Source organism: Agrobacterium vitis (genome assembly GCF_013426735.1).
Classification (GTDB): Bacteria; Pseudomonadota; Alphaproteobacteria; order Rhizobiales; family Rhizobiaceae; genus Allorhizobium; species Allorhizobium vitis_D.
The window spans coordinates 2,341,319-2,361,190 of sequence record NZ_AP023272.1; the positions used below are offsets into that span (position 1 = coordinate 2,341,319).

Sequence of the window (19,872 nt, forward strand, 5' to 3'; positions counted from 1 at the left end):
CCACAGTCAGGAGCTAAGCTGTTTTCGGCCGCTCGATGCGGATCACTTGCGGCTCACCCAGCAGATAGCCTTCCTCCTTGATGGCGGCAACGGCCTGGCGCACGGATTTTTCCAATGTAGCGTGGGTGACGAGAATGATTGTCTTGGTTTGGTCGGCGTCAGACGACGTCTGGGAGTGCTGGACAATCGATTCGAGCGAAATGTTATTTTCCGCCATCTGCGTCGCAATGCTGGCGAAAACACCGGTGCGATCGACCACGGTCAGGCGGATAAAGTAGCCGCCTTCATGCCGGGTCATCTCGGCCTGGACATAGGGCTCAAGCAGATGCGCCGGGCGGCCCAGAACCGGAACCATCTGCGCGCCAGGACGGCTTTTGGCGATATCGGTAATGTCACCCAGCACGGCGGATGCCGTGGCATTGCCACCGGCGCCGGGGCCGACCATCAGCAATTCACCAAGAATATCGGATTCCAGCGCCACCGCATTGGTCACGCCATCGACCTGGGCAATCACCGAATCGAGCGGCACCATGGTTGGATGGACGCGCTGTTCGATACCGGTAGCAGTCTTTTGCGCCACGCCAAGCAGCTTGATTCGGTAGCCGAGATCGCGGGCGGCGTTAATGTCATCGATGGAAATATTGCTGATGCCTTCGAGATAGATCTCGTCGGCAGCAATTTGGCTGCCGAAGGCCAGCGTGGTCAGGATCGACAGCTTGTGAGCGGTATCATTGCCCTCGATATCGAAGGTCGGATCGGCCTCGGCATAGCCGAGACGCTGGGCTTCCGCCAGGCAATCGGCAAAGCTCAGTCCTTCCTTTTCCATCCGGGTCAGGATGTAATTGCAGGTGCCGTTCATGATGCCGTAGATCCGCGAAAAATCATTTCCGGTCAGCGATTCGCGCAGCGTCTTGATAACCGGGATACCGCCCGCGACGGCAGCTTCATAGTTGATCAAAAGGCCCTTTTCTTCCGCCAGCTTGGCCAGTTCCACACCATGGCGGGCCAGCAGCGCCTTGTTGGCGGTGACCACATGCACGCCACGACCAAGGGCCGCGCGAACGGAGTGTTCGGATGGTCCTTCCGCACCGCCGATCAACTCGACGAATACATCGATATCAGCCTTTTCAGCCATCTCGACCGGGCTGTCGAACCAGGCGACACCGGAAAGATCGACGCCGCGATCGCGGGTCTTGTCGCGCGCCGAGACCGCAGAAATGGCAATGGGCCGACCGCAGGCGACGGTAAGCGCTTGGGTGCGGGTTTGCAAAATACGCGCCAGTGACGCACCAACGGTTCCGAGACCCGCAATGCCGATCTTAAGGGCATCAGCCATGAGACAATCCTGATATGCTTTTCAATATTCGGAAAAGAGCGGCCACGAATGGGCCGCTCCGATAAAAACTCAACGGTGAGCGTTGAGCGATACGACATTGTGCAGGGTGTCGTCCGCTGTCGACAGGAACCGCTTAAGATTGCGGGCGGCCTGGCGGATACGGTGCTCGTTTTCGACCAGCGCGATGCGGACGTAATCATCACCCTGCTCGCCAAAGCCAATGCCCGGCGCAACAGCCATATCGGCCTTTTCCACCAGCAGCTTGGAAAATTCCAGCGAACCGAGATGGCGGAATTTTTCGGGAATTTTTGCCCAGGCAAACATCGTTGCCGCCGGTGGCGGCACCTCGAAACCGGCCTTGCCGAAGCTTTCGACCAGCACGTCACGGCGGCGCTTGTAGATATTGCGCACTTCGGCAACATCCGTGCCATCGCCATTCAGCGCATGGGTAGCGGCCACCTGGATCGGCGTGAACGCACCGTAATCCAGGTAGGATTTCACACGGGCCAAGGCACTGATCAGCCGTTCATTGCCGACGGCAAAGCCCATGCGCCAGCCGGGCATGGAGAAGGTCTTCGACATCGAGGTGAACTCCACCGCGACATCCATGGCTCCAGGCACTTCCAATACCGATGGCGGCGGATTGCCATCGAAATAGATTTCCGAATAGGCGAGATCCGACAGCACGATCAGCTCATGCTTCTTGGCAAAGGCGATCACGTCCTTGTAGAAATCCAGCGAGGCGACCCGCGCCGTCGGATTGGACGGATAATTGATAATCAGTGCCAGAGGCTTCGGAATAGAGTGGCGCACCGCACGCTCCAGCGGCGGGAAGAAGGTTTCATCCGGCTCGACCGGGATGGAGCGAATCACGCCGCCGGTCATCAGGAAGCCAAAGGCATGAATCGGGTAAGTCGGATCGGGGCAAAGGATCACGTCGCCTGGCGCGGTGATCGCCTGCGCCATATTGGCAAAGCCTTCCTTCGATCCCAGCGTCGCGACAACCTGAGTTTCGGGGTTGAGCTTCACATTGAAACGGCGGGCATAATAGGCGGCCTGCGCCCGGCGCAGCCCCGGAATGCCCTTGGACGAGGAATAGCGATGGGTGCGCGGGTCCTGAACGGCCTCACACAGCTTATCGACAATGTTCTGCGGGGTCGGAAGATCGGGATTGCCCATGCCGAGATCGATGATATCAGCGCCACCGGCTCGCGCGCTTGCCTTCAAACGGTTGACCTGTTCGAAAACATAGGGCGGCAGACGCCGAACTTTGTGAAACTCTTCCATCTCAGACCTCGTTGAACCGCAGGCTCCCCGCCTTGCGGACGATCCGTTTTCCAATGCAGCATCCCCGAAAACGGATCTGGCAAATCGGGGTGCCGTGACAATACCGCAAATTGCAATGATTCGCGGTAGATTTTGGCCAGAAGCACCCTACCCTGTCTCTCCCGGTCATCGGTTCCGGGGCGCATTCGACACGGCAGAATGCAACTGTCACATTGCCTTTGCTTTGCGGCCAAATGCCCTGCAAGGCAAGGGCTATTTACAGACGGTCGGTACGGCTGGCTCTATTGACCCTGAACCTGCCCGTTGGTCTTGGCGAGCTTGCGCATTTCCTCGACGCGGCGCTCATATTCGGCCTGGCTGATCTGCCCGGTCTTGCGCAGATAAGAGAGCGAAGACAGGCGCTTACCCATGTCCTTCGCCTCGTCATTGCTCATCTGCACATTGGCAGCCGTCAAGGGCCGTGAAAAATCCGGATAACCATCCGGCGTGGTATAGGCCGCAGCGGTTGGATCGGTCTTGTCGGTCACCGTCACGTCAACATGGCCCGGGCGCACCGCAGACTGCGCAGCGGGCGTGCTATTGCAGCCCGCAAGCGCAAGCAGGCAGGCAACGCCAGATCCCACCGCACCGGCTTTCGCCAGGCGCAGAGCCGGATTCATACACGAAAATTGCCCAACCAAAGAGACGATCGAAACCATATTCAAACCCAACCAAATCCGCCCGGCACCGGGAAAACAGCAGCGCAAGCCGTGTGATTATTCTCACGATGCTTTTCACAACGCAAACGCGAATAACCTGCGACAAAACGCGCAAACCTTGTAAAACATGTGAGTCAAACCACACCCACACCTTTCATCTGTCTGGAACTTGTAGTCATTTTCAGGCAGGATAGGCAAATATAAAAAAGAGAAGAGCCAAGGGGAGATGGCATTGACCACAGCATCGAAGGACCAAGGTCGCGCCGGTCAATCCCGTCCCGCGTCCGACGCGTCAGAACGCGGGCCGGAAACCAGCCAAGACACCGGGCCGAAAACCAGCAAAACAGCAAACAACGCTGACGGTTCTGAATCCGAAAAGGCCGGTTTCAATCAAATGGGTTTCGACCCTTCCCTGATCGATCCCTATATCGTCAAGGACCCCGAAGCGCTGGCCGTCAATCTTGCCAAGGCGCTTGAAAACCTCGGCAAGGCGGCCTCCTCCTGGATCGCACCGCGTGAAAAGTCTGGTCTTGTCGATCCGGTGGCGGAACCCGCCGTCGAACTGGTCAAAACTCTGTCAGGCGTGGCGGAATACTGGATGACCGACCCTCAGCGCAGCCTGGAGGCGCAGACGCATCTGATGACTTCTCTGTTCGGCGTCTGGATGAAGAGCCTGAGTCGCCTCTCCATGCCCGCCCAAACACCTCCACCACCAGAACCGATCAAGGACAAGCGATTCGCGGATGCCGACTGGCAGCGCAACCCGTTCTTCGATTTTTTGCGCCAGGCCTATCTTGTCCTGTCCGACTGGGCTGAGAAACTAGTGGAGAATACCCAGGGCATGGACGAGCACGCGCGCCACAAGGCGCTGTTCTACGTCCGGCAGATGACGGCGGCGCTGTCGCCTGTCAATTTCGTGATGACCAATCCGCAGCTTTACCGCGAGACGGTTGCCACCAGCGGCGCCAATCTGGTCAAGGGCATGAAAATGTTTGCCGAGGACATGGCCGCCGGTCAGGGTGAATTGCGGATGCGCCAGACCGATACCAGCAAATTCGCGCTGGGCACCAATATGGCGCTGACGCCGGGCAAGGTCGTCGCCCAGAGCGATGTCTGCGAGGTCATTCAATACGAGCCAGCTACCGACAAGGTGCTGAAGCGGCCCCTGCTGATCTGCCCGCCCTGGATCAACAAATTCTATATTCTCGATCTCAACCCGGAAAAGAGCTTTATCAAGTATTGCGTTGATCAGGGTCACACGGTCTTCGTGATTTCCTGGGTCAATCCTGATCAACGCCATGCGGGCAAGGACTGGCTGTCCTATATTCGCGAAGGCGTGGATTTTGCCCTCGACACCGTTGAGAAAGCCACAGGCGAAAAGAAGGTCAATGCCATCGGCTATTGCGTTGGCGGCACTCTGCTGTCTGCTGCCATGGCGCTGCATGCCAAGGAAGGCACTAGCCGTATTGCCAGCGCCACATTGTTCACCACCCAGGTGGATTTCACCCATGCAGGCGACCTGAAAGTCTTCGTGGACGAGGAACAGGTGAGCGGGCTGGAAGAGAAGATGCGGCAGAAGGGCTATCTGGACGGCTCGAAAATGGCCTCGGCCTTCAACATGCTGCGTTCGTCCGAATTGATCTGGCCCTATTTCGTCAACAATTACCTGAAGGGTCAGGACCCGACCGCCTTCGATCTCTTGTACTGGAATGCTGATTCGACCCGGATGGCGGCGGCCAATCACTCCTTTTATCTGCGCAATTGCTATCTGGAAAACAATCTGGCGCGCGGCAAGATGCAGTTGGATGGCAAGACCCTGTCGCTGAAGGACGTGAAAATCCCGATCTACAATCTCGCCACCAAGGAAGACCATATTGCCCCGGCGAAATCGGTGTTTGTCGGATCGGCCTGCTTTGGCGGTCCCGTCACCTATGTGATGAGCGGGTCCGGCCATATCGCCGGCGTGGTCAATCCGCCCGACAAGCGTAAGTACCAGTTCTGGACCAATGGTAAGCCGGAGGGCGCATTCGAAGATTGGGTGGCTGGTGCTGAGGAAACCGCCGGCTCCTGGTGGCCGCATTGGCAGAAATGGATTGAAGGATTGGACAAACGCCGCGTGACGGCCCGCAAACCAGGCGGTACAGCGCTAAATGCCATAGGGGATGCGCCGGGCGCTTACGTGCTGGAGCGTGTCTAAGATTGGCCGGACGATAGAATCGCCATGATTTTCGATCCGCCACTGGTCGCGGCCACGCTTGTGCGACGCTACAAACGGTTTCTTTTCGACGCAGTGTTGGAAGACGGCCGCGAAATCACCGGCTTTTGCGCCAATACCGGCTCTATGCGCGGGCTGACCACGCCCGGCTCACGCATTTACCTGTCGCAAAGCGAAAAGCCGGGCCGGAAATATCGTTATGGGTTTGAGCTGATCGAAGCCGATTGCACTTTGGTCGGTGTCAATACCAGCCTTCCCAACCGTCTGGCTCACGAGGCGATCCGCGCCGGTCTGGTCAGCGATCTCTTACACTATCCGCAGATCCGCACCGAGCAGCGTTATGGCGAGAACTCCCGGATCGACCTTCTGTTGTCGGGTCCCGGCAAAGCGGATTGCTATGTCGAAGTGAAGAACGTCCATTTCATCAGGGAAACCGGACTGGCGGAATTTCCAGATAGCGTCACCACGAGAGGCGCGAAACATTTGACCGAAATGGCCAAGCTGGTGGCGGCAGGCAAGCGGGCGGCGATGCTCTATGTGATCCAGCGGCAGGATTGCGATGCCCTGGCGATCTGTGCCGATCTCGATCCCGTCTATGGCCGGGCCTTCACCGCCGCCATAAGCCAGGGCGTCGAAGCCTATGCGGTAAAATGCGCGATCACACCTAGAGGGATCATTCCGGCATGCGGCGTTCCCGTGCGCCTGACCGTTTAACCACATCATGATTTGACTATACCATGAAATGAATGGCCGTCAGCGCAATCGCCCCCAGAGCGAGGATCGAGAGGCTGCCCGCCGCCAGTACCCTGCCCCCCGACGCAAGCAGGCTGCGCAGATCAACCTGGAGTCCAAGCGCCGCCATGGACAGGGTGGTAAGAAATCCCGACAGATGCTGCGAAGGCTCCAACAGACCATGCGGCAGGACATCCAAGGATCGAGCCGCCATCAATGCCAGAAATCCAATGATGAACCAGGGCGCCAGATGGGCAAAGCCGATCTTGCGCTCGTTTGCACGCCCGGACCCCCTTTCCATGCCTCTGGCACTCATCCCCAGTCCGAGCAGGACTGGCCCCAGCATCATCACCCGGATCAGCTTGACCAGCGTACCGATTTGCAGGCTGACCAGCCCGAAGGACGCTGTGGCCGCAAGCACTTGCGGAACGGCATAGACCGTCATGCCCGCCAGAATTCCGTAATGGCGGGGGTCCAGACCGGCTTGAAAAGCCACCAGCGGCAGCAGAAGCACAACAAGAATGCCAAGCACCGCAGTAAAGGCAATGGACGACGCTACCTCGTCGGCATCGGCGCCGATCACCGGGGCTGCCGCCATGATCGCCGAATTTCCGCAAATCGAATTGCCGCAGGCAACCAGCAAAGCCAGCGGATGCGGCAATCCGATGACACGCCCGATCATATAACTGCTGACTAGGCCGCAACAGAGCACGGTAATGACCCAGGCTATCAAGGTGAACCCACTCCCGGCGATCTGGCTAATGCTGACCGATGCGCCCAAAAGGACAATGGCAAGTTCCAGCACGGTTTTTGCGCAGGCATGAATGCCTTTGTTCACGACCTGCGGCAGGACAAACAGGCTTTTGACCAGGGTGCCGAGTAAAATGCACCAGACCAGGGCATCGACAGGCGTCCGCCCCGTGACACGCTGAACCGTAAAGGCGAGAGCATAGCCTCCCAACGCGACAGCGCTGGACAGGGCAATCCCAGGTGCAAGCGAAACAACGGGGCGAAACAGGCGCATTTTCAGACCTTTCCATCGGTTGGCCTGTTTTGCATGGGAAATTCATTTCATTCCAGCGCATAATTGACTACAATTCATGCAGAATAATTTCACAATCGAGATCACCATGACCCTTGAGCAATTGACCATTTTCCTTGCCGTTGCCGAGCGTCAGCATGTCACTCGGGCGGCAGAGGCAATCGGCCTGACGCCGTCTGCCGTCAGCGCGGCTATCCGAGCCTTGGAGATCAATCACGATGTCCTGCTGTTCGACCGGGTTGGACGGGGTATAGAACTTACCCAGGCAGGCCGGATCTTCATTGATGAGGCCCGCGCAACGGTTGATGCAGCGAATCATGCCGCATTGGTTCTGGCCGAACTCGGCGGGTTGAGCCGGGGCAAGCTGACCATCCATGCCAGCCAGACGGTGGCCAGCCATTGGCTGCCACGCAAAATGATGCAGTTTCACGCCCTCCATCCGGATATCGAACTGGCGCTGACCATTGGCAATTCCGCCTCGGTCGCTGATGCCGTCGAGACGGGCAGAGCGGAACTGGGCTTTGTCGAGGCCGAAATACCCTCGGATACATTGAGGCATCTGGTGGTCGCCGAAGACGAGATGGTCATCGTCGTACCCTGTGGCCATCCGCTGGCAGATCCAGCCGTGGATATGCCAGCGGCGATTCTGGCCACGCCCTGGATTTTGCGTGAGCAGGGTTCGGGCACGCGTGCCTATTTCGAGCAGGCATTGAAGGCGATGGATATAGAACCGGCATCATTGACCGTGGCCTTGACCTTTCCATCCAATGAAGCGGTGCTATCGGCGCTTGGAGCGGGCGGCTGCGCCAGCGCGCTGTCTCGGTCGGCAGTGCAAGCGCTTGTGGCGAGCGGCATATTGCAGATTGCTCCGATCCCACTTCCGCCTCGTCATTTCACCGCCCTTAGCCACCGTGAGAGGCGCATCAGTGGCGCGGCCCGTGCCTTCCTGCAAGGAGCCACTGACTGCAATTGAAGGTGACCTGGGTATAGCAGGCCGGAAGCGGTTAAGAATTGATCGTGGCCTGCGGATCGTGATGGACGAACAACCTTTGCCTGCGGTATGTAAAAAACTGAAATTGAATGCGGGATGATAATGGAATGGTAAATTACATCGACGCGGCAACCGCGCCGCTTAAAAACACCGGTGCGATCCGTCTCTATGGCGCGGATGCTTTCGAAGCGATGCGCAAGGCCTGCCAGGTCACAGCCCGCTGCCTGGACGCCTTGGCCCCGATGGTAAAGCCCGGCGTGACCACCAATGAAATCGACAGGTTTGTCTTCGATTTTGGCATGGACAATGGCGTTCTGCCTGCAACCCTGAATTATCGCGGCTACCGGCATTCGGTCTGCACCTCGATCAACCATGTTGTCTGCCACGGTATTCCCGATGAAAAACCGTTGCGCGAAGGCGATATCGTCAATATCGACGTAACCTATGTGGTGGATGGCTGGCACGGCGATTCCAGCCGGATGTATCCGGTCGGCGAAATCAAGCGCGCCGCCGAACGTCTGCTCGAAGTCACCCATGAATGCCTGATGCGTGGCATAGAGGCCGTCAGGCCGGGAACGCGCACCGGCGCGATCGGTGCGGCCATCCAAAGCTTTGCCGAGGCGCAGCGCTGTTCCGTGGTGCGGGATTTCTGCGGCCACGGCGTTGGGCAACTGTTTCACGACAGCCCGAATATCCTGCATTACGGCCGTCCCGATGAAGGCCCGGAAATACGCGAGGGCATGATCTTCACCATCGAGCCGATGATCAATCTCGGCAAGCCGCATGTGAAGGTATTGGCTGATGGCTGGACGGCGGTGACCCGCGACCGGTCGTTGACGGCACAGTATGAACATACCGTCGGTGTTACCTCGTCCGGCTGCGAAATCTTCACATTGTCGCCTGCCGGGCTTGACCGTCCGGGCCTGCCTCCCTTGCAAGGCTGAGCAATGAACAAGCCTCCGCGCTTTAACGTCGATGAAACTGCCTCCTCTTCCTTCCTGCCGGAACAGGACGAGAGCTTCGATTACGAGCAGGACGAACGCGGCTTTTTTGCCGAACAGGTCCAGAAGCCGAAGGCGATGAAAAAGACGCCGGACACCAGTGCCAAGCAGCCAGAACATTACCATGGCCACCGTGAACGGCTGCGCCTGCGGTTCAAGGAAAAGGGCGACGAGGCGCTGGCCGATTACGAAGTACTGGAACTGCTGTTGTTCCGGCTGATTCCGAGGCGTGACACCAAACCGATTGCCAAGGCTCTGCTGGACCGGTTTGGCAGCCTTGCGGGCGTATTTGGCGCAAAACACACCCTGCTTCAGGAAGTAAAAGGCGTCGGCGAGGCCGTGGCGCTTGATCTGAAGCTGATTTCATCGGCAGCGCAGCGGATGTTGAAAAGCGAGTTGAAGGGCAAACAGATCCTATCCTCCTGGTCGAGCGTTATCGACTATTGCCACGCCGCCATGGCCTATGAAACCACCGAACAGTTCCGAATCTTGTTTCTCGACAAGCGCAATACGCTGATCGCCGATGAAGTACAGGGCCGTGGCACGGTAGACCACACGCCCGTCTATCCGCGTGAAGTTGTCAAACGTGCGCTCGAATTATCCGCCACGGCCATTATCCTCGTGCACAACCACCCAAGTGGTGATCCGACACCATCCCGCGCCGATATTGAGATGACCAAGACCATTATCGACACGGCCAAACCGCTCGGCATCACCGTGCATGACCATGTGATCATCGGCAAACAGGGCCATGCCAGCCTGAAGGGCCTTCGGCTGATCTGAGCTTGATGCTGCCTTAAGATCACAAACGTATCAGCTTGAGACAGCCGCTAGCCTTCCGTTAAGCCTGCCCCTTCAGCCTTCGGTAAATCGCTTCCGTTACACCTTGTTGTACCAAACCAAGGACGGATCAGATGAGCATTTCTGGTATTTTGAACACGGCAACATCCGGCATGCTGGCCCAGCAGACACGCCTGAGCAATGTAGCCAGCAATATCGCCAATGCCGATACGCCTGGATATCAGCGGCTGAACACCAATCTTTCGGCCAGTGGCGCAGGTGTTGCGGCAACCACAACCCGCTCCACGGATGCGCCCGCAACGCAAGACACCTCCAATGTCGATCCCTTGCGTGAGATAACCGACATGATCGGTGCCGAACACGGGCTTGCCGCCAATGCGAAAGTGTTCGAGACCGGTGCCGACATGTGGGACATGCTGATGAGCGTCAAACGCGACTAGCTCTGTGTTTTACGCATTTCCAGACGGAAAACCGCTTCACACTTTTCCTGGAAATGCTCTTGTTTTACGCATTTCCGAACGGAAAACCGCTTCACCCTTTTCCCGTAAACGCTGTAAGCCCCTCACCCACCCCAATATTGCCGGGCGGCAAGGCCGAGAGAAATTAGGCCGAAGCCGATCAGCAGCACGGCGGAGCCGCGTTGAACCCAGATCGTGAAATGGTCCGGCAATCGGCTTTTCAGCCAGACGACGGCGCCGCAGAGTGCAAACCACCAGATCAGCGAGCCGAGAAACACGCCTGCAACCAGAAAGAACGGGCTGACTTCGCCGGTATCGGCGAGACCCGCGCCTGCAAAGAGCGCTGCGAAACCGAAGATCGTCGCAGGATTGGTAATCGTCAGCCCGAAGGTGGACATGGTGGTGCGGATAAAATCGCTGGCCTTGATCTGTGCTGCCGGTCGCGGTGGCCGCGCTGCAAGCATGCGGATACCGATCAGCAAAATCAGCGTGCCACCGACCAGTTTTAGCGGCAGTGATATTTCAGCCAGCAGATCCTGCATGGCGGCAAAGCCCGCTGCGGCAGCAATGGCGAAGACCATGTCGCCGATGGCAGCTCCAAGCCCGGCGGAGACCCCATGCCAGAAACCGCGCTCCATGGTGCGGTTGATACAGAGCGTGCCGATTGGCCCAATGGGTGCGGCCACGGCAATGCCGAGCAACACGCCCTTGAGCAGCAGGATAATCAGCATGTTTTTCTCCGTCACAGAGGCCTTATCCGTGACGGATGAAAGCAGAAACAGTCATGTACCGGCAGTGCGGCGAGCCTTGACGAGGCATAACGTCGAGAACCCCATTCGGTTCGCAAATTATGCCGCGCCTGCACTGCAAAGGCCCAAGAGCACGGGCAAGGAGCACGGGCCAAAGACGCTGTACTGCATAATGCTTCAAACCGGAACCGATTAAAGGAAGAGATGGAACTGCAATACGAGCGCGGAACCACAATTTTAACGACCTCAAGTCTTGCGAGATGCCAGCCGACCGTGCAACGGTTTTGCCTGGTTAAAACATGTCTCCCGAAACAGTGCGACGGCTTCGGGAGAAAGATATGCGAAAACAAAATCCTATAGCATGTCAGATGAATCCATAATCATGTCGTCGCTATAGGAAACAGGATTGGCACAGGTGAGGAGGCAACATGGCAGAGAGACAAAGCGCACCACCAGCGGGCGAAAATAGCGGTGATATGGCGCGCCGACTGCGCTCCATTTTCAGCGGCTCCATCGGCAATATGGTCGAATATTACGATTTTTACGTCTATTCCGCCTTTTCGCTGTATTTCGCGCCCGCTTTTTTTCCCAATAGCGATCCGACTGCGCAATTGCTCAACAGTGCCGGTATCTTTGCCGTCGGCTTTATCATGCGGCCTGTCGGCGGTTGGTTTTTTGGGGTCTATGCCGATAGCAAAGGGCGTAAATCCGCGCTGACGCTTTCGGTCTTGCTGATGTGTTTCGGGTCTTTGCTGATCGCGGTGACGCCGGGCTTTGCGACGATCGGCTATGCCGCCCCCGCCATCCTGATGCTGGCCCGCATGTTGCAGGGCCTCAGCCTTGGCGGAGAATACGGCACCAGCGCCACCTATCTTTCCGAAATGGCGACGAAAGAGCGGCGCGGCTTCTATTCGAGCTTCCAATATGTGACGCTGATCAGCGGGCAGCTTTGCGCCATTCTGGTCCTGTTGCTGCTGCAAAAGCTGCTGCTAACGGGTGAGGAGCTGGAGGCCTGGGGCTGGCGCATTCCCTTCGTCATCGGCGGCGCACTGGCGATTATCGCCCTCTTCTTACGCCGCAACATGGCCGAAACCGAACAATTCCAGCGTGCGTCGGAAAAGGTGCGGACCAATCCACTGCGCGAACTGATGAAATATCCACGGCAGGTCTTCACGGTCATTGGCCTGACCCTGGGCGGCACTGTCGCCTTCTACACCTATACGACCTATATGCAGAAATTCCTTGTGAACACCGTGCATCTCAGCAAGGACGATTCGACACTGGTGTCGGCAGGCGCGCTGTTTTTCTACATGTGCCTTCAACCCCTCGTCGGATTGCTGTCCGACAAGATTGGCCGCAGACCGATCTTGATCGCCTTCGGCGTACTCGGCACGCTTTGCACCGTGCCGCTGCTAACCACGTTGAGCACGGCCTCCAATGCGCTGGAAGCCTTTTTCATCATCATAGCGGCGCTGGTCATCGTATCCGGCTATACCGCCATCAACGCGGTGGTGAAGGCCGAACTGTTTCCAACCGGGGTTCGGGCGCTGGGGGTTGGCCTGCCCTATGCACTCACCGTGTCGATCTTCGGTGGCACAGCCGAATATGTCGCATTATGGTTCAAGCAGGCTGGCCATGAAAGCTGGTTCTACTGGTATGTGTCGGGATGTATCGCGGTCTCGCTGATCGTCTATGCCGTGATGCCGGATACACAAAAAACCTCCCATATCGACAGAGAAGCAATGTGAGCGGCGGACTTCAAACCTCCAGGAATTGCCTGAAAGGCCATGAAAAACCCCGCCCGGCATAGCCTGGGCGGGGTAACCAGAGGTTGGGGGCCGACGATCCGGCTCCGATAGGGGGGGTCGAAACCCTCACATCAGCCCCACTCACGAACGAGTGGCGAACCGATAAGTTCCACCGCATTCATCTAGGATTTCCTTAATGATCCTGTTTTATTTTAGCAGAGCTTAAAAGCCACGGCTCTTTCGAGATTTTTGGATCGATTATACGATTTGAAATGATCGTAGTGACATGCAACCACGCTTCGCGCACCGGCCGCGATAACCACAATCATGCCTCGTGCGGGAGGAGGCCCATCATGACCAAACCGAGCTTTCGGTTCACCCATTACGACCTGAAGGAATTGCGGGCGGGCACTATTCTGGAAGTCCAGCTGAATGCCATCAACAATGTCCGGCTGATGACCGCCACCAATTTCCAGCGCTTCAAGGAAGGACTGGATTACAAATTTGCTGGTGGCGTCGCCAAGAAGGCTCCAGTCAAAATCGTCGTTCCCGAGCAAGCCCACTGGCACCTGATCGTCGATATGGAAGGTCATCATGGCCTGGCGGAATCCTCGGTAAAGATGGTCGCACCGCCAGTGAAATCCAAAAAGGCGAGCTGACACCGCTATAGCGTCGAACTCAAGCGCGCGCAGCCCTCAACACGTCATAGGCGGCCTGCATGTCTACGAAACGCGCCGCGCGGCGCGCTTCCGATTCCATGTCGCTGCCCCAGTGCTCATCCGTCCAGTTTTCATCCAGATGTGCGAGATCCCAGGCTTCAAACAGGCTCAGATGACCATCGGCCAGAGCTAGCGCCAGGATAGCGGACCCCGTCAGCGTCGTCATCACATGCAGGCTGGCGAGCGCCACACCATCGCTGTAGCGCTGCAATGCCCGCTCGAAAGCCTCGATTGCTTCTGATGGCTGCGGTTGATGAATGATGCCGCTGATCTGAATAACCCGTGCGCCATGCGTATCGGCAAGCCAGCCCAGCACCGGGTCCCATTTTGCACCCTGACGCTCCACCAGCTCCTGAGGCGCATCGGCTCGGTAGCACAGCATGTCATTGCCGCAGAACCGGACAATATCGTCCAACACCTCTTGCGTATTGGCGCTGACAGCATCAAGCGCCGTATTCACCAGCCGGGTAACCGGCATCGTTGCGGGATCGATGAACTCACCTTGCTCCTGCCATTCGCCAGCAACCAACGCAGCCAAAGGCTCGGTCGGCAGCACGAGGGCGTTGCGGGCTGGTGTCTTGACCGTCTTGCCATCCAGAAGCACTGCATGACCGTCCTGCCCCGCTGCAACGGTCACGTCTTTATAAAAGCGCTTCGGCAAGGGCTTTTTCATCTGGATCTGCGCCCGGCGTACCGGATCAGGATCGCTCAATTCAGGCGTCAGGCCCTCGAAAATATCACGCATGATGGTCACTCACAAAATATGGGCAAGAAGCTCGTCAGCCCGATCTACGACGAAATGCGCACCGCTGGCCTTCAATTGGTCGGTGCTGGCGCTGCCCCAACTGACGCCGATTGCCTTGACGCCAGCGCTTCTGGCCATTTGCATATCGTAGATCGCGTCACCGATCACCACGGTATCTTTCAAGTCCATCCCGGTTTCGTCGCAGCACTCCGTCACCATGGCCGGATGCGGTTTGGACGGACAATCGTCTGCCGTACGCGACACAGTGAAATAGGACTGAAAACCGTGGGCGTCGAGAACATAGTTCAAGCCGCGCCGGGATTTGCCGGTCACAGCACCGATCAGGATCTCGTCTTCCGCAGCCAGCCGCTCGATCAACGCGCGGATACCGTCAAACAGCGGTTCGCTATAGCCGGGTGCCTGGCGCACTTCGGTAAACAGCGATTTGTAATGGTCCCGCATGGCCACCGCTTCGTCATCGATATGCTGCTTGCCGTCGATACGGGCGATGGCGATGTCCAGCGTCAGACCCATGATGCTTTTGGTGGCGGCCAGCGTCGGTTCCGGCTTGCCGAAAGCAAGAAACGTCCGGCGCATGCTCTCGTGAATGGTCCCAGCGCTATCGATCAAGGTACCATCGCAATCGAACAGGACCAGTTTCATGCAAAGTCACCGCCATTTTCCATGTCCAGGCCGAGAAGATTCCAGGTCTGCACCATATGCGGCGGCAAGGGCGCGGTGATGCGCAGGCGACCGCCATCGGGATGGGGAATATCGATATGGCGGGCATGCAGATGCAGCCGCTTCTGGACGCCGCCCGGGAAATCCCAGTTGGGATCATCGATATAATATTTCGGGTCGCCGATGATCGGATGGCCGATATGCAGGGCGTGGAGGCGCAGCTGATGGGTACGGCCCGTATAGGGTTCCATTTCCAGCCAGGCGAGGCTTTGCGCCGCTGTTTCCAGCACACGATAATAGGAAACAGCGTGATCGGCACCGTCTTCGCCGTGGCGGGCGATGCGCATGCGGTCACCGTCTTCGGTCTGTTCCTTGACCACCCAGGTGGATATCTTGTCGTCATGCTTGCGCGGCACGCCCTTGACCAGCGCCCAATAGGTCTTCTTGGTGTCGCGTTCACGAAACGCTGCCGTCAGTTTCTGCGCGGCACCACGGGTGCGGGCCACTACGAGCACGCCTGATGTATCACGGTCAAGGCGGTGCACGAGACGCGGCTTTTCGCCCTTCTTGCTGGTCCAGGCTTCAAGCATCTGGTCGATATGGCGGTTGAGGCCGGAGCCACCCTGCACGGCCAGACCGGCGGGCTTGTTTAGCACGAAGACTTTTTCATCCTCATGCAGCAACATGCGCGCCAGCAATTCGCCATCGCCAGCGTGCTTCAAATCATGGGAGGCAATCGGCCCGGATTTCGGCGTCTTGGCATCGACATCCATCGGCGGCACACGCACCACCTGGCCGGGCTGCACACGGGCATCGGTTTTCACCCGGCCGCCATCAACACGGACCTGGCCGGAACGCATCAGCTTTTGCAAGGGGCCGAAGCCGAGGCCCGGATAATGGATCTTGAACCAGCGGTCGAGGCGCATGCCTGCCTCGTCTGGACCGACGGTAATATGTTCTATGCCTGCCATAAGGACGTCTTTCGTTCCTTTGGGCGCACGCGCGCCAAACCCTGTCAATTCTATTGTGGGCTGGCTTTAACCCATTTCTGCGCCCGTGTGAAATCGCGATTGTGAAAAAACGCCTGAAACAGACAGGCCATCAGAAAAGCCAACGTCCCACGGCAAGTCCCGCAAACACCGCGCCAACGCCAAAGCCGATACTGGCCGCCACATAAAAGGCCGGCCAGAGAAGGTCGCCGCGTTCCGCCAGGCTGACCGTATCCAGCATGAAGGCCGAAAACGTGGTGAAGCCGCCGAGAAGACCGGTGATCAGCAGCATGCGCAGATCGGCTGACGCATCAAACTTGCGGGCGATCATTTCGGCAAACAATCCGATGCAGAAAGACCCGATGATATTGACCGAAAACGTACCCCAGGGAAGAAACGGACCGAACAGCCTGATTGTGACGATGCCGATCCAATATCGCAAGACCGACCCGACCGCGCCACCAAGGGCAACATATATCACGTCCTTCATCGTTTTCCGGGCCTCGCTTGTTTCCTGCATCCCTTTGTGCGTCACCCGGCAGGACGGGCAAAGAAAAAATCAACGCAGTTTACAGCTTTCCCGGCATGTTTTTCTCAACACAAACCGCTGGAATTCGGTCGGTCTTTAAAATGCGATTCATTTATTTAAGTCACGATAGAATTTGTCGTGATGAAATGGCAACAGCTAAACAGATCATGTGAGTGCCATGGTTCAAGTTCTTTCGGTTTCGGCCACAACGGCCGGCTATATTTCGGATACGTTGAAGCCGGTGCAAAAGCCAGGCCGCTCAACCTATGTCGAACAGATCAACCGACAGATCAGCGTTAAAAAGGCAATTGCCAAGACGCAAGGCATCAACCGCACGGCCATCGAAACCCTGCGGGATAGCTCGGCCATCGGCTTGCACTTCATGAAGGCGGGTGAAAACAAGCAACCCCGCGCCAGCCTGGAAGAAACCAAACAGGCCTATCAGGAATCCGAGGATGCCGGCCTCAAAGCGTAATCAAGCCTGAAAGCATGATGCAGAGCCCAGCGTTCCGATTGTCGTAAGCCATTACCGGAACAACATCACACAGTCCGCGTTTGTCATCGACGCTGCATGCTGCTGCGCGAGTGCGCATAAGTTTCGCAGGATGCAACGTATAGACCTGGCGCATGATGCCCTCAACGGATCTCGTTAAAGGGATGATGCTGCATAAAGGAGGTTCGCGATGCATAAGGACGCTAAAGCCCGTAACGCTGTCGAACATACGGAAAAACCTATTCCTGCCGGAACGAAGTCTGGCAACACCGGACAAGCGGCTGGTAATCTTCCAGCCGGACCGCATTCCAAGGAACATTTGATCGACCGGGAGAAAACGCCCGGCAGCGGAACCCTGCCAGGGCAACAAGATGAGCCAAATGTCGATGCCGGAACCGGTTGATGTGAGCTTTCCGACAACGCAAGACGGCTGGTCTCGAATGATGACCGAAGTTGAACCATTATCGAAATGAACTGGCGCCGCGCCCATTGGCGCGGCGTTTTACTTGCCGCGTATCGTCACCACGGGCATCGCCAGTTCGAGCGTTCCGGCCTTCTCGAAGGTTAACGTTACCGGTATAGTCTGGTTCGCCTTGAATGGCATCTGCACACCCATGAACATCAGATGGTAACCGCCCGGTTCCATTTTCAATGTGGCGCCTGGGGCAATGGCAAAACCATCTGGTATTTTTCTCATTTTCATGATCGTGCCTTGCATGACCATTTCATGCAATTCCACCCGCATGGCACGCGGCGATGAGATTGCAATCAGCTTATCTTCCACGGAGCCGGTATTGTTGATCGTTACGAAACCACCGCCGACGGGCTGGCCCGGGATCATCGCTTTCAAATAGCCATCGCTGATCTTAAGCGATCCAAGTGTCGCGGTAATCACCTGCGCGGGCGCGGCCATATCGCCCTTTGCCGTCATGGCGGCATGATCCATTTCTTCTGACGCAGCCCCGCTGGCGGCAAGCATGATGACAATGGCTGAAGCTAAAAATGTCTTGGTCATTATTGTCTTCCTCTCTCCCAAGTCTGCCAGCGGCAATCTCCGTTGCGCCGAAAGCACTTATCTCGAACCTGAGCGAATTGGCGAGGGAAAGCAAGAGATCTCCGCGCCCGACACCCTATCCGCAGGCTGTATAATAATATTGCTTTATCACGGTCATTGAACGTGCACTTGCCCTGGATCAAACAGCGCGGCACTGCGACAAAAATTTGGCTGAGAACGACCGGTAGCACTTGCCAAGAGCCCCCCACTCCGGATAATTGCGCCATCACCTTGTAGGGAGAATCCGGTTTAATCCGGTGCCGAAGGAGCAACCGCCCCGGAAACTCTCAGGCAAACGGACCACAAGGCGTAAACTGCACTCTGGAGAGAGGCTTGATTGTAAAACCAAGCCGCGCCGAAGGGATAACAATCTCAGGCAAACGGACAGAGGGGGCTCATGAACCGGCACAGCTGTGCCTGAATTTGAGCCTATGCGCGATGCGCATGACAGTGGAGACGCCTCTTGGACGACCATCTCGCCCTCAAACGCACCCCCCTTTATGATCTTCACCTGTCGCTTGGTGCCCGCATGGTGCCATTTGCTGGCTATGATATGCCGGTGCAATATCCCGCCGGCGTGTTGAAAGAGCATTTGCACACCCGCGCCAACGCAGGCCTGTTTGATGTGTCCCACATGGGGCAAGTGCTGCTCAAGCCAAAATCCGGCAAGGTGGAAGATGCGGCGCTTGCGCTGGAAACGCTGGTTCCAGTCGATATTCTGGCCCTCAAAGAAGGTCGCCAGCGCTATGGCTTTTTTACCAATGCTGAAGGCGGCATTCTGGATGATCTGATGATCACCAATCGCGGCGATCATTTGTTTGTGGTGGTCAATGCGGCCTGCAAGGATGTCGATATTGCCCATATGCGGGCGCATCTTGCGGATAGCTGCACCATTGAGGTTCTGGAAGACCGCGCCCTTCTGGCGCTGCAAGGCCCGCGTGCGGAGGCGGTGTTGGGAGAGCTTTGGGCTGGCGTCTCCGGCATGAAGTTTATGGATGTGCGCGAAATTCCGCTTTTGGATACGCTCTGCATCGTCTCGCGCTCTGGCTATTCCGGTGAGGATGGCTTTGAAATCTCTGTGCCAGCGGATAAGGCCGAAGCGCTTGCCAAAGTGCTGCTGGATCATCCGGATTGTCAGCCGATTGGCCTTGGCGCCCGCGATTCCCTGCGGCTGGAAGCTGGCCTTTGCCTCTATGGCAACGACATCGATACCACCACCAGCCCGGTAGAAGGCGCGATTGAATGGGGCATTCAAAAGGCCCGCCGCGCTGACGGTGATCGCGAAGGTGGCTTTCCCGGCGCGGAGCGCATTTTGGCGGAATTGGCCAACGGAACCTCACGCCGTCGCGTTGGCCTGAAGCCCGAAGGCAAAGCCCCTGTGCGCGGCCATTCCAAACTGTTTGCTGATGCGGAAGGCAAGGTTGAGGTTGGCGAAGTCACCTCTGGTGGCTTTGGCCCCACGGTCGAAGGCCCCGTTGCCATGGGCTATGTCCTTGCAGACCATGCCAATGTTGGCACCCAGCTTTTTACAGAAGTGCGCGGCAAATATCTGCCTGTTGCTGTTGCCACCCTGCCCTTCATCACACCCACCTACAAACGCTAAA

The 19,872-nt window shown here is 57.4% G+C and carries 21 protein-coding genes and 1 riboswitch; of the genes, 11 read left to right on the forward strand and 10 right to left on the reverse strand.

The window, feature by feature from the left end; genetic code table 11:
• Window positions 1–13: 13 nt before the first annotated feature.
• From H1Y61_RS10770 to H1Y61_RS10780, 3 genes are all read right to left on the reverse strand, one after another.
• Window positions 14–1,336, reverse strand: coding sequence for a homoserine dehydrogenase (locus H1Y61_RS10770; protein WP_180572599.1), 1,323 nt, complete (start codon window positions 1,334–1,336; stop codon window positions 14–16).
• A gap of 69 nt (window positions 1,337–1,405) precedes the next feature.
• Window positions 1,406–2,623, reverse strand: a complete 1,218-nt coding sequence (locus H1Y61_RS10775; protein WP_015916051.1) for an LL-diaminopimelate aminotransferase — start codon at window positions 2,621–2,623, stop codon at window positions 1,406–1,408.
• A gap of 281 nt (window positions 2,624–2,904) precedes the next feature.
• A complete protein-coding gene (locus tag H1Y61_RS10780) occupies window positions 2,905–3,282 on the reverse strand; it encodes a hypothetical protein (RefSeq protein ID WP_174110810.1) in 378 nt (125 codons plus the stop codon).
• A 433-nt stretch (window positions 3,283–3,715) separates the two neighbouring features.
• On the opposite strand from H1Y61_RS10780, the gene H1Y61_RS10785 reads away from it, so the two are divergent.
• Window positions 3,716–5,518, forward strand: a complete 1,803-nt coding sequence (locus tag H1Y61_RS10785; protein WP_180574482.1) for a PHA/PHB synthase family protein — start codon at window positions 3,716–3,718, stop codon at window positions 5,516–5,518.
• A 24-nt stretch (window positions 5,519–5,542) separates the two neighbouring features.
• Complete coding sequence (sfsA, locus tag H1Y61_RS10790) at window positions 5,543–6,250, forward strand: DNA/RNA nuclease SfsA (RefSeq protein ID WP_180572600.1); 708 nt, start codon at window positions 5,543–5,545, stop codon at window positions 6,248–6,250.
• 16 nt (window positions 6,251–6,266) lie between these two features.
• Here the strand turns inward: sfsA and H1Y61_RS10795 are convergent, their stop codons facing one another.
• The gene (locus H1Y61_RS10795; RefSeq protein WP_409363977.1) at window positions 6,267–7,298 is read right to left on the reverse strand and encodes a YeiH family protein; all 1,032 of its coding nucleotides are present in this window, start codon (window positions 7,296–7,298) and stop codon (window positions 6,267–6,269) included.
• 70 nt (window positions 7,299–7,368) lie between these two features.
• Here H1Y61_RS10795 and H1Y61_RS10800 point away from each other — a divergent pair, with 70 nt between their 5' ends.
• From H1Y61_RS10800 to H1Y61_RS10815, 4 genes are all read left to right on the forward strand, one after another.
• Window positions 7,369–8,283 carry a LysR family transcriptional regulator gene (locus tag H1Y61_RS10800; RefSeq protein WP_322790768.1) on the forward strand — a complete coding sequence of 305 codons (915 nt, stop codon included), beginning with the start codon at window positions 7,369–7,371 and terminating at the stop codon, window positions 8,281–8,283.
• A gap of 125 nt (window positions 8,284–8,408) precedes the next feature.
• Window positions 8,409–9,245, forward strand: coding sequence for a type I methionyl aminopeptidase (gene map / locus H1Y61_RS10805; protein ID WP_174110807.1), 837 nt, complete (start codon window positions 8,409–8,411; stop codon window positions 9,243–9,245).
• A gap of 3 nt (window positions 9,246–9,248) precedes the next feature.
• Window positions 9,249–10,085 (forward strand): RadC family protein, encoded by an 837-nt coding sequence (gene radC / locus H1Y61_RS10810; RefSeq protein ID WP_235680688.1) that lies wholly within the window; start codon window positions 9,249–9,251, stop codon window positions 10,083–10,085.
• 131 nt (window positions 10,086–10,216) lie between these two features.
• Window positions 10,217–10,543: a flagellar basal body rod protein FlgC gene (locus H1Y61_RS10815; RefSeq protein ID WP_180572602.1), complete on the forward strand. Its 327-nt coding sequence runs from the start codon at window positions 10,217–10,219 to the stop codon at window positions 10,541–10,543.
• Between the two features lie 122 nt (window positions 10,544–10,665).
• Here H1Y61_RS10815 and H1Y61_RS10820 read toward each other — a convergent pair whose 3' ends face one another.
• Window positions 10,666–11,292 (reverse strand): LysE family translocator, encoded by a 627-nt coding sequence (locus H1Y61_RS10820; protein WP_015916042.1) that lies wholly within the window; start codon window positions 11,290–11,292, stop codon window positions 10,666–10,668.
• Between the two features lie 446 nt (window positions 11,293–11,738).
• Between H1Y61_RS10820 and H1Y61_RS10825 the strand changes: the two genes are divergently transcribed.
• Window positions 11,739–13,058, forward strand: coding sequence for an MFS transporter (locus H1Y61_RS10825; protein ID WP_180572603.1), 1,320 nt, complete (start codon window positions 11,739–11,741; stop codon window positions 13,056–13,058).
• A 353-nt stretch (window positions 13,059–13,411) separates the two neighbouring features.
• A complete protein-coding gene (locus H1Y61_RS10830; RefSeq protein ID WP_174110803.1) occupies window positions 13,412–13,717 on the forward strand; it encodes a DUF1883 domain-containing protein in 306 nt (101 codons plus the stop codon).
• A 19-nt stretch (window positions 13,718–13,736) separates the two neighbouring features.
• Here the strand turns inward: H1Y61_RS10830 and H1Y61_RS10835 are convergent, their stop codons facing one another.
• From H1Y61_RS10835 to crcB, 4 genes are all read right to left on the reverse strand, one after another.
• The gene (locus tag H1Y61_RS10835) at window positions 13,737–14,522 is read right to left on the reverse strand and encodes an ATP12 family chaperone protein (protein WP_180572604.1); all 786 of its coding nucleotides are present in this window, start codon (window positions 14,520–14,522) and stop codon (window positions 13,737–13,739) included.
• A 9-nt stretch (window positions 14,523–14,531) separates the two neighbouring features.
• Window positions 14,532–15,185: an HAD-IA family hydrolase gene (locus H1Y61_RS10840; protein ID WP_180572605.1), complete on the reverse strand. Its 654-nt coding sequence runs from the start codon at window positions 15,183–15,185 to the stop codon at window positions 14,532–14,534.
• On the reverse strand, window positions 15,182–16,174 hold the full coding sequence (locus H1Y61_RS10845) for an RluA family pseudouridine synthase (protein WP_015916037.1): 993 nt from the start codon (window positions 16,172–16,174) through the stop codon (window positions 15,182–15,184). Before H1Y61_RS10845 ends, H1Y61_RS10840 begins: the two co-directional genes overlap by 4 nt.
• Before the next feature lie 130 nt (window positions 16,175–16,304).
• Window positions 16,305–16,682 carry a fluoride efflux transporter CrcB gene (crcB, locus tag H1Y61_RS10850; protein ID WP_156547744.1) on the reverse strand — a complete coding sequence of 126 codons (378 nt, stop codon included), beginning with the start codon at window positions 16,680–16,682 and terminating at the stop codon, window positions 16,305–16,307.
• A gap of 217 nt (window positions 16,683–16,899) precedes the next feature.
• Here crcB and H1Y61_RS10855 point away from each other — a divergent pair, with 217 nt between their 5' ends.
• Both H1Y61_RS10855 and H1Y61_RS10860 read left to right on the forward strand, forming a co-directional pair.
• Window positions 16,900–17,196, forward strand: a complete 297-nt coding sequence (locus tag H1Y61_RS10855; protein WP_041696588.1) for a hypothetical protein — start codon at window positions 16,900–16,902, stop codon at window positions 17,194–17,196.
• 208 nt (window positions 17,197–17,404) lie between these two features.
• Window positions 17,405–17,617: a hypothetical protein gene (locus tag H1Y61_RS10860; protein ID WP_180572606.1), complete on the forward strand. Its 213-nt coding sequence runs from the start codon at window positions 17,405–17,407 to the stop codon at window positions 17,615–17,617.
• Between the two features lie 99 nt (window positions 17,618–17,716).
• Here H1Y61_RS10860 and H1Y61_RS10865 read toward each other — a convergent pair whose 3' ends face one another.
• A complete protein-coding gene (locus H1Y61_RS10865; protein ID WP_180572607.1) occupies window positions 17,717–18,229 on the reverse strand; it encodes a copper chaperone PCu(A)C in 513 nt (170 codons plus the stop codon).
• Between the two features lie 264 nt (window positions 18,230–18,493).
• A riboswitch (glycine riboswitch) is annotated at window positions 18,494–18,580 on the forward strand.
• Between the two features lie 151 nt (window positions 18,581–18,731).
• Between H1Y61_RS10865 and gcvT the strand changes: the two genes are divergently transcribed.
• Complete coding sequence (gcvT, locus tag H1Y61_RS10870; RefSeq protein WP_180572608.1) at window positions 18,732–19,871, forward strand: glycine cleavage system aminomethyltransferase GcvT; 1,140 nt, start codon at window positions 18,732–18,734, stop codon at window positions 19,869–19,871.
• Window position 19,872: the final 1 nt, after the last annotated feature.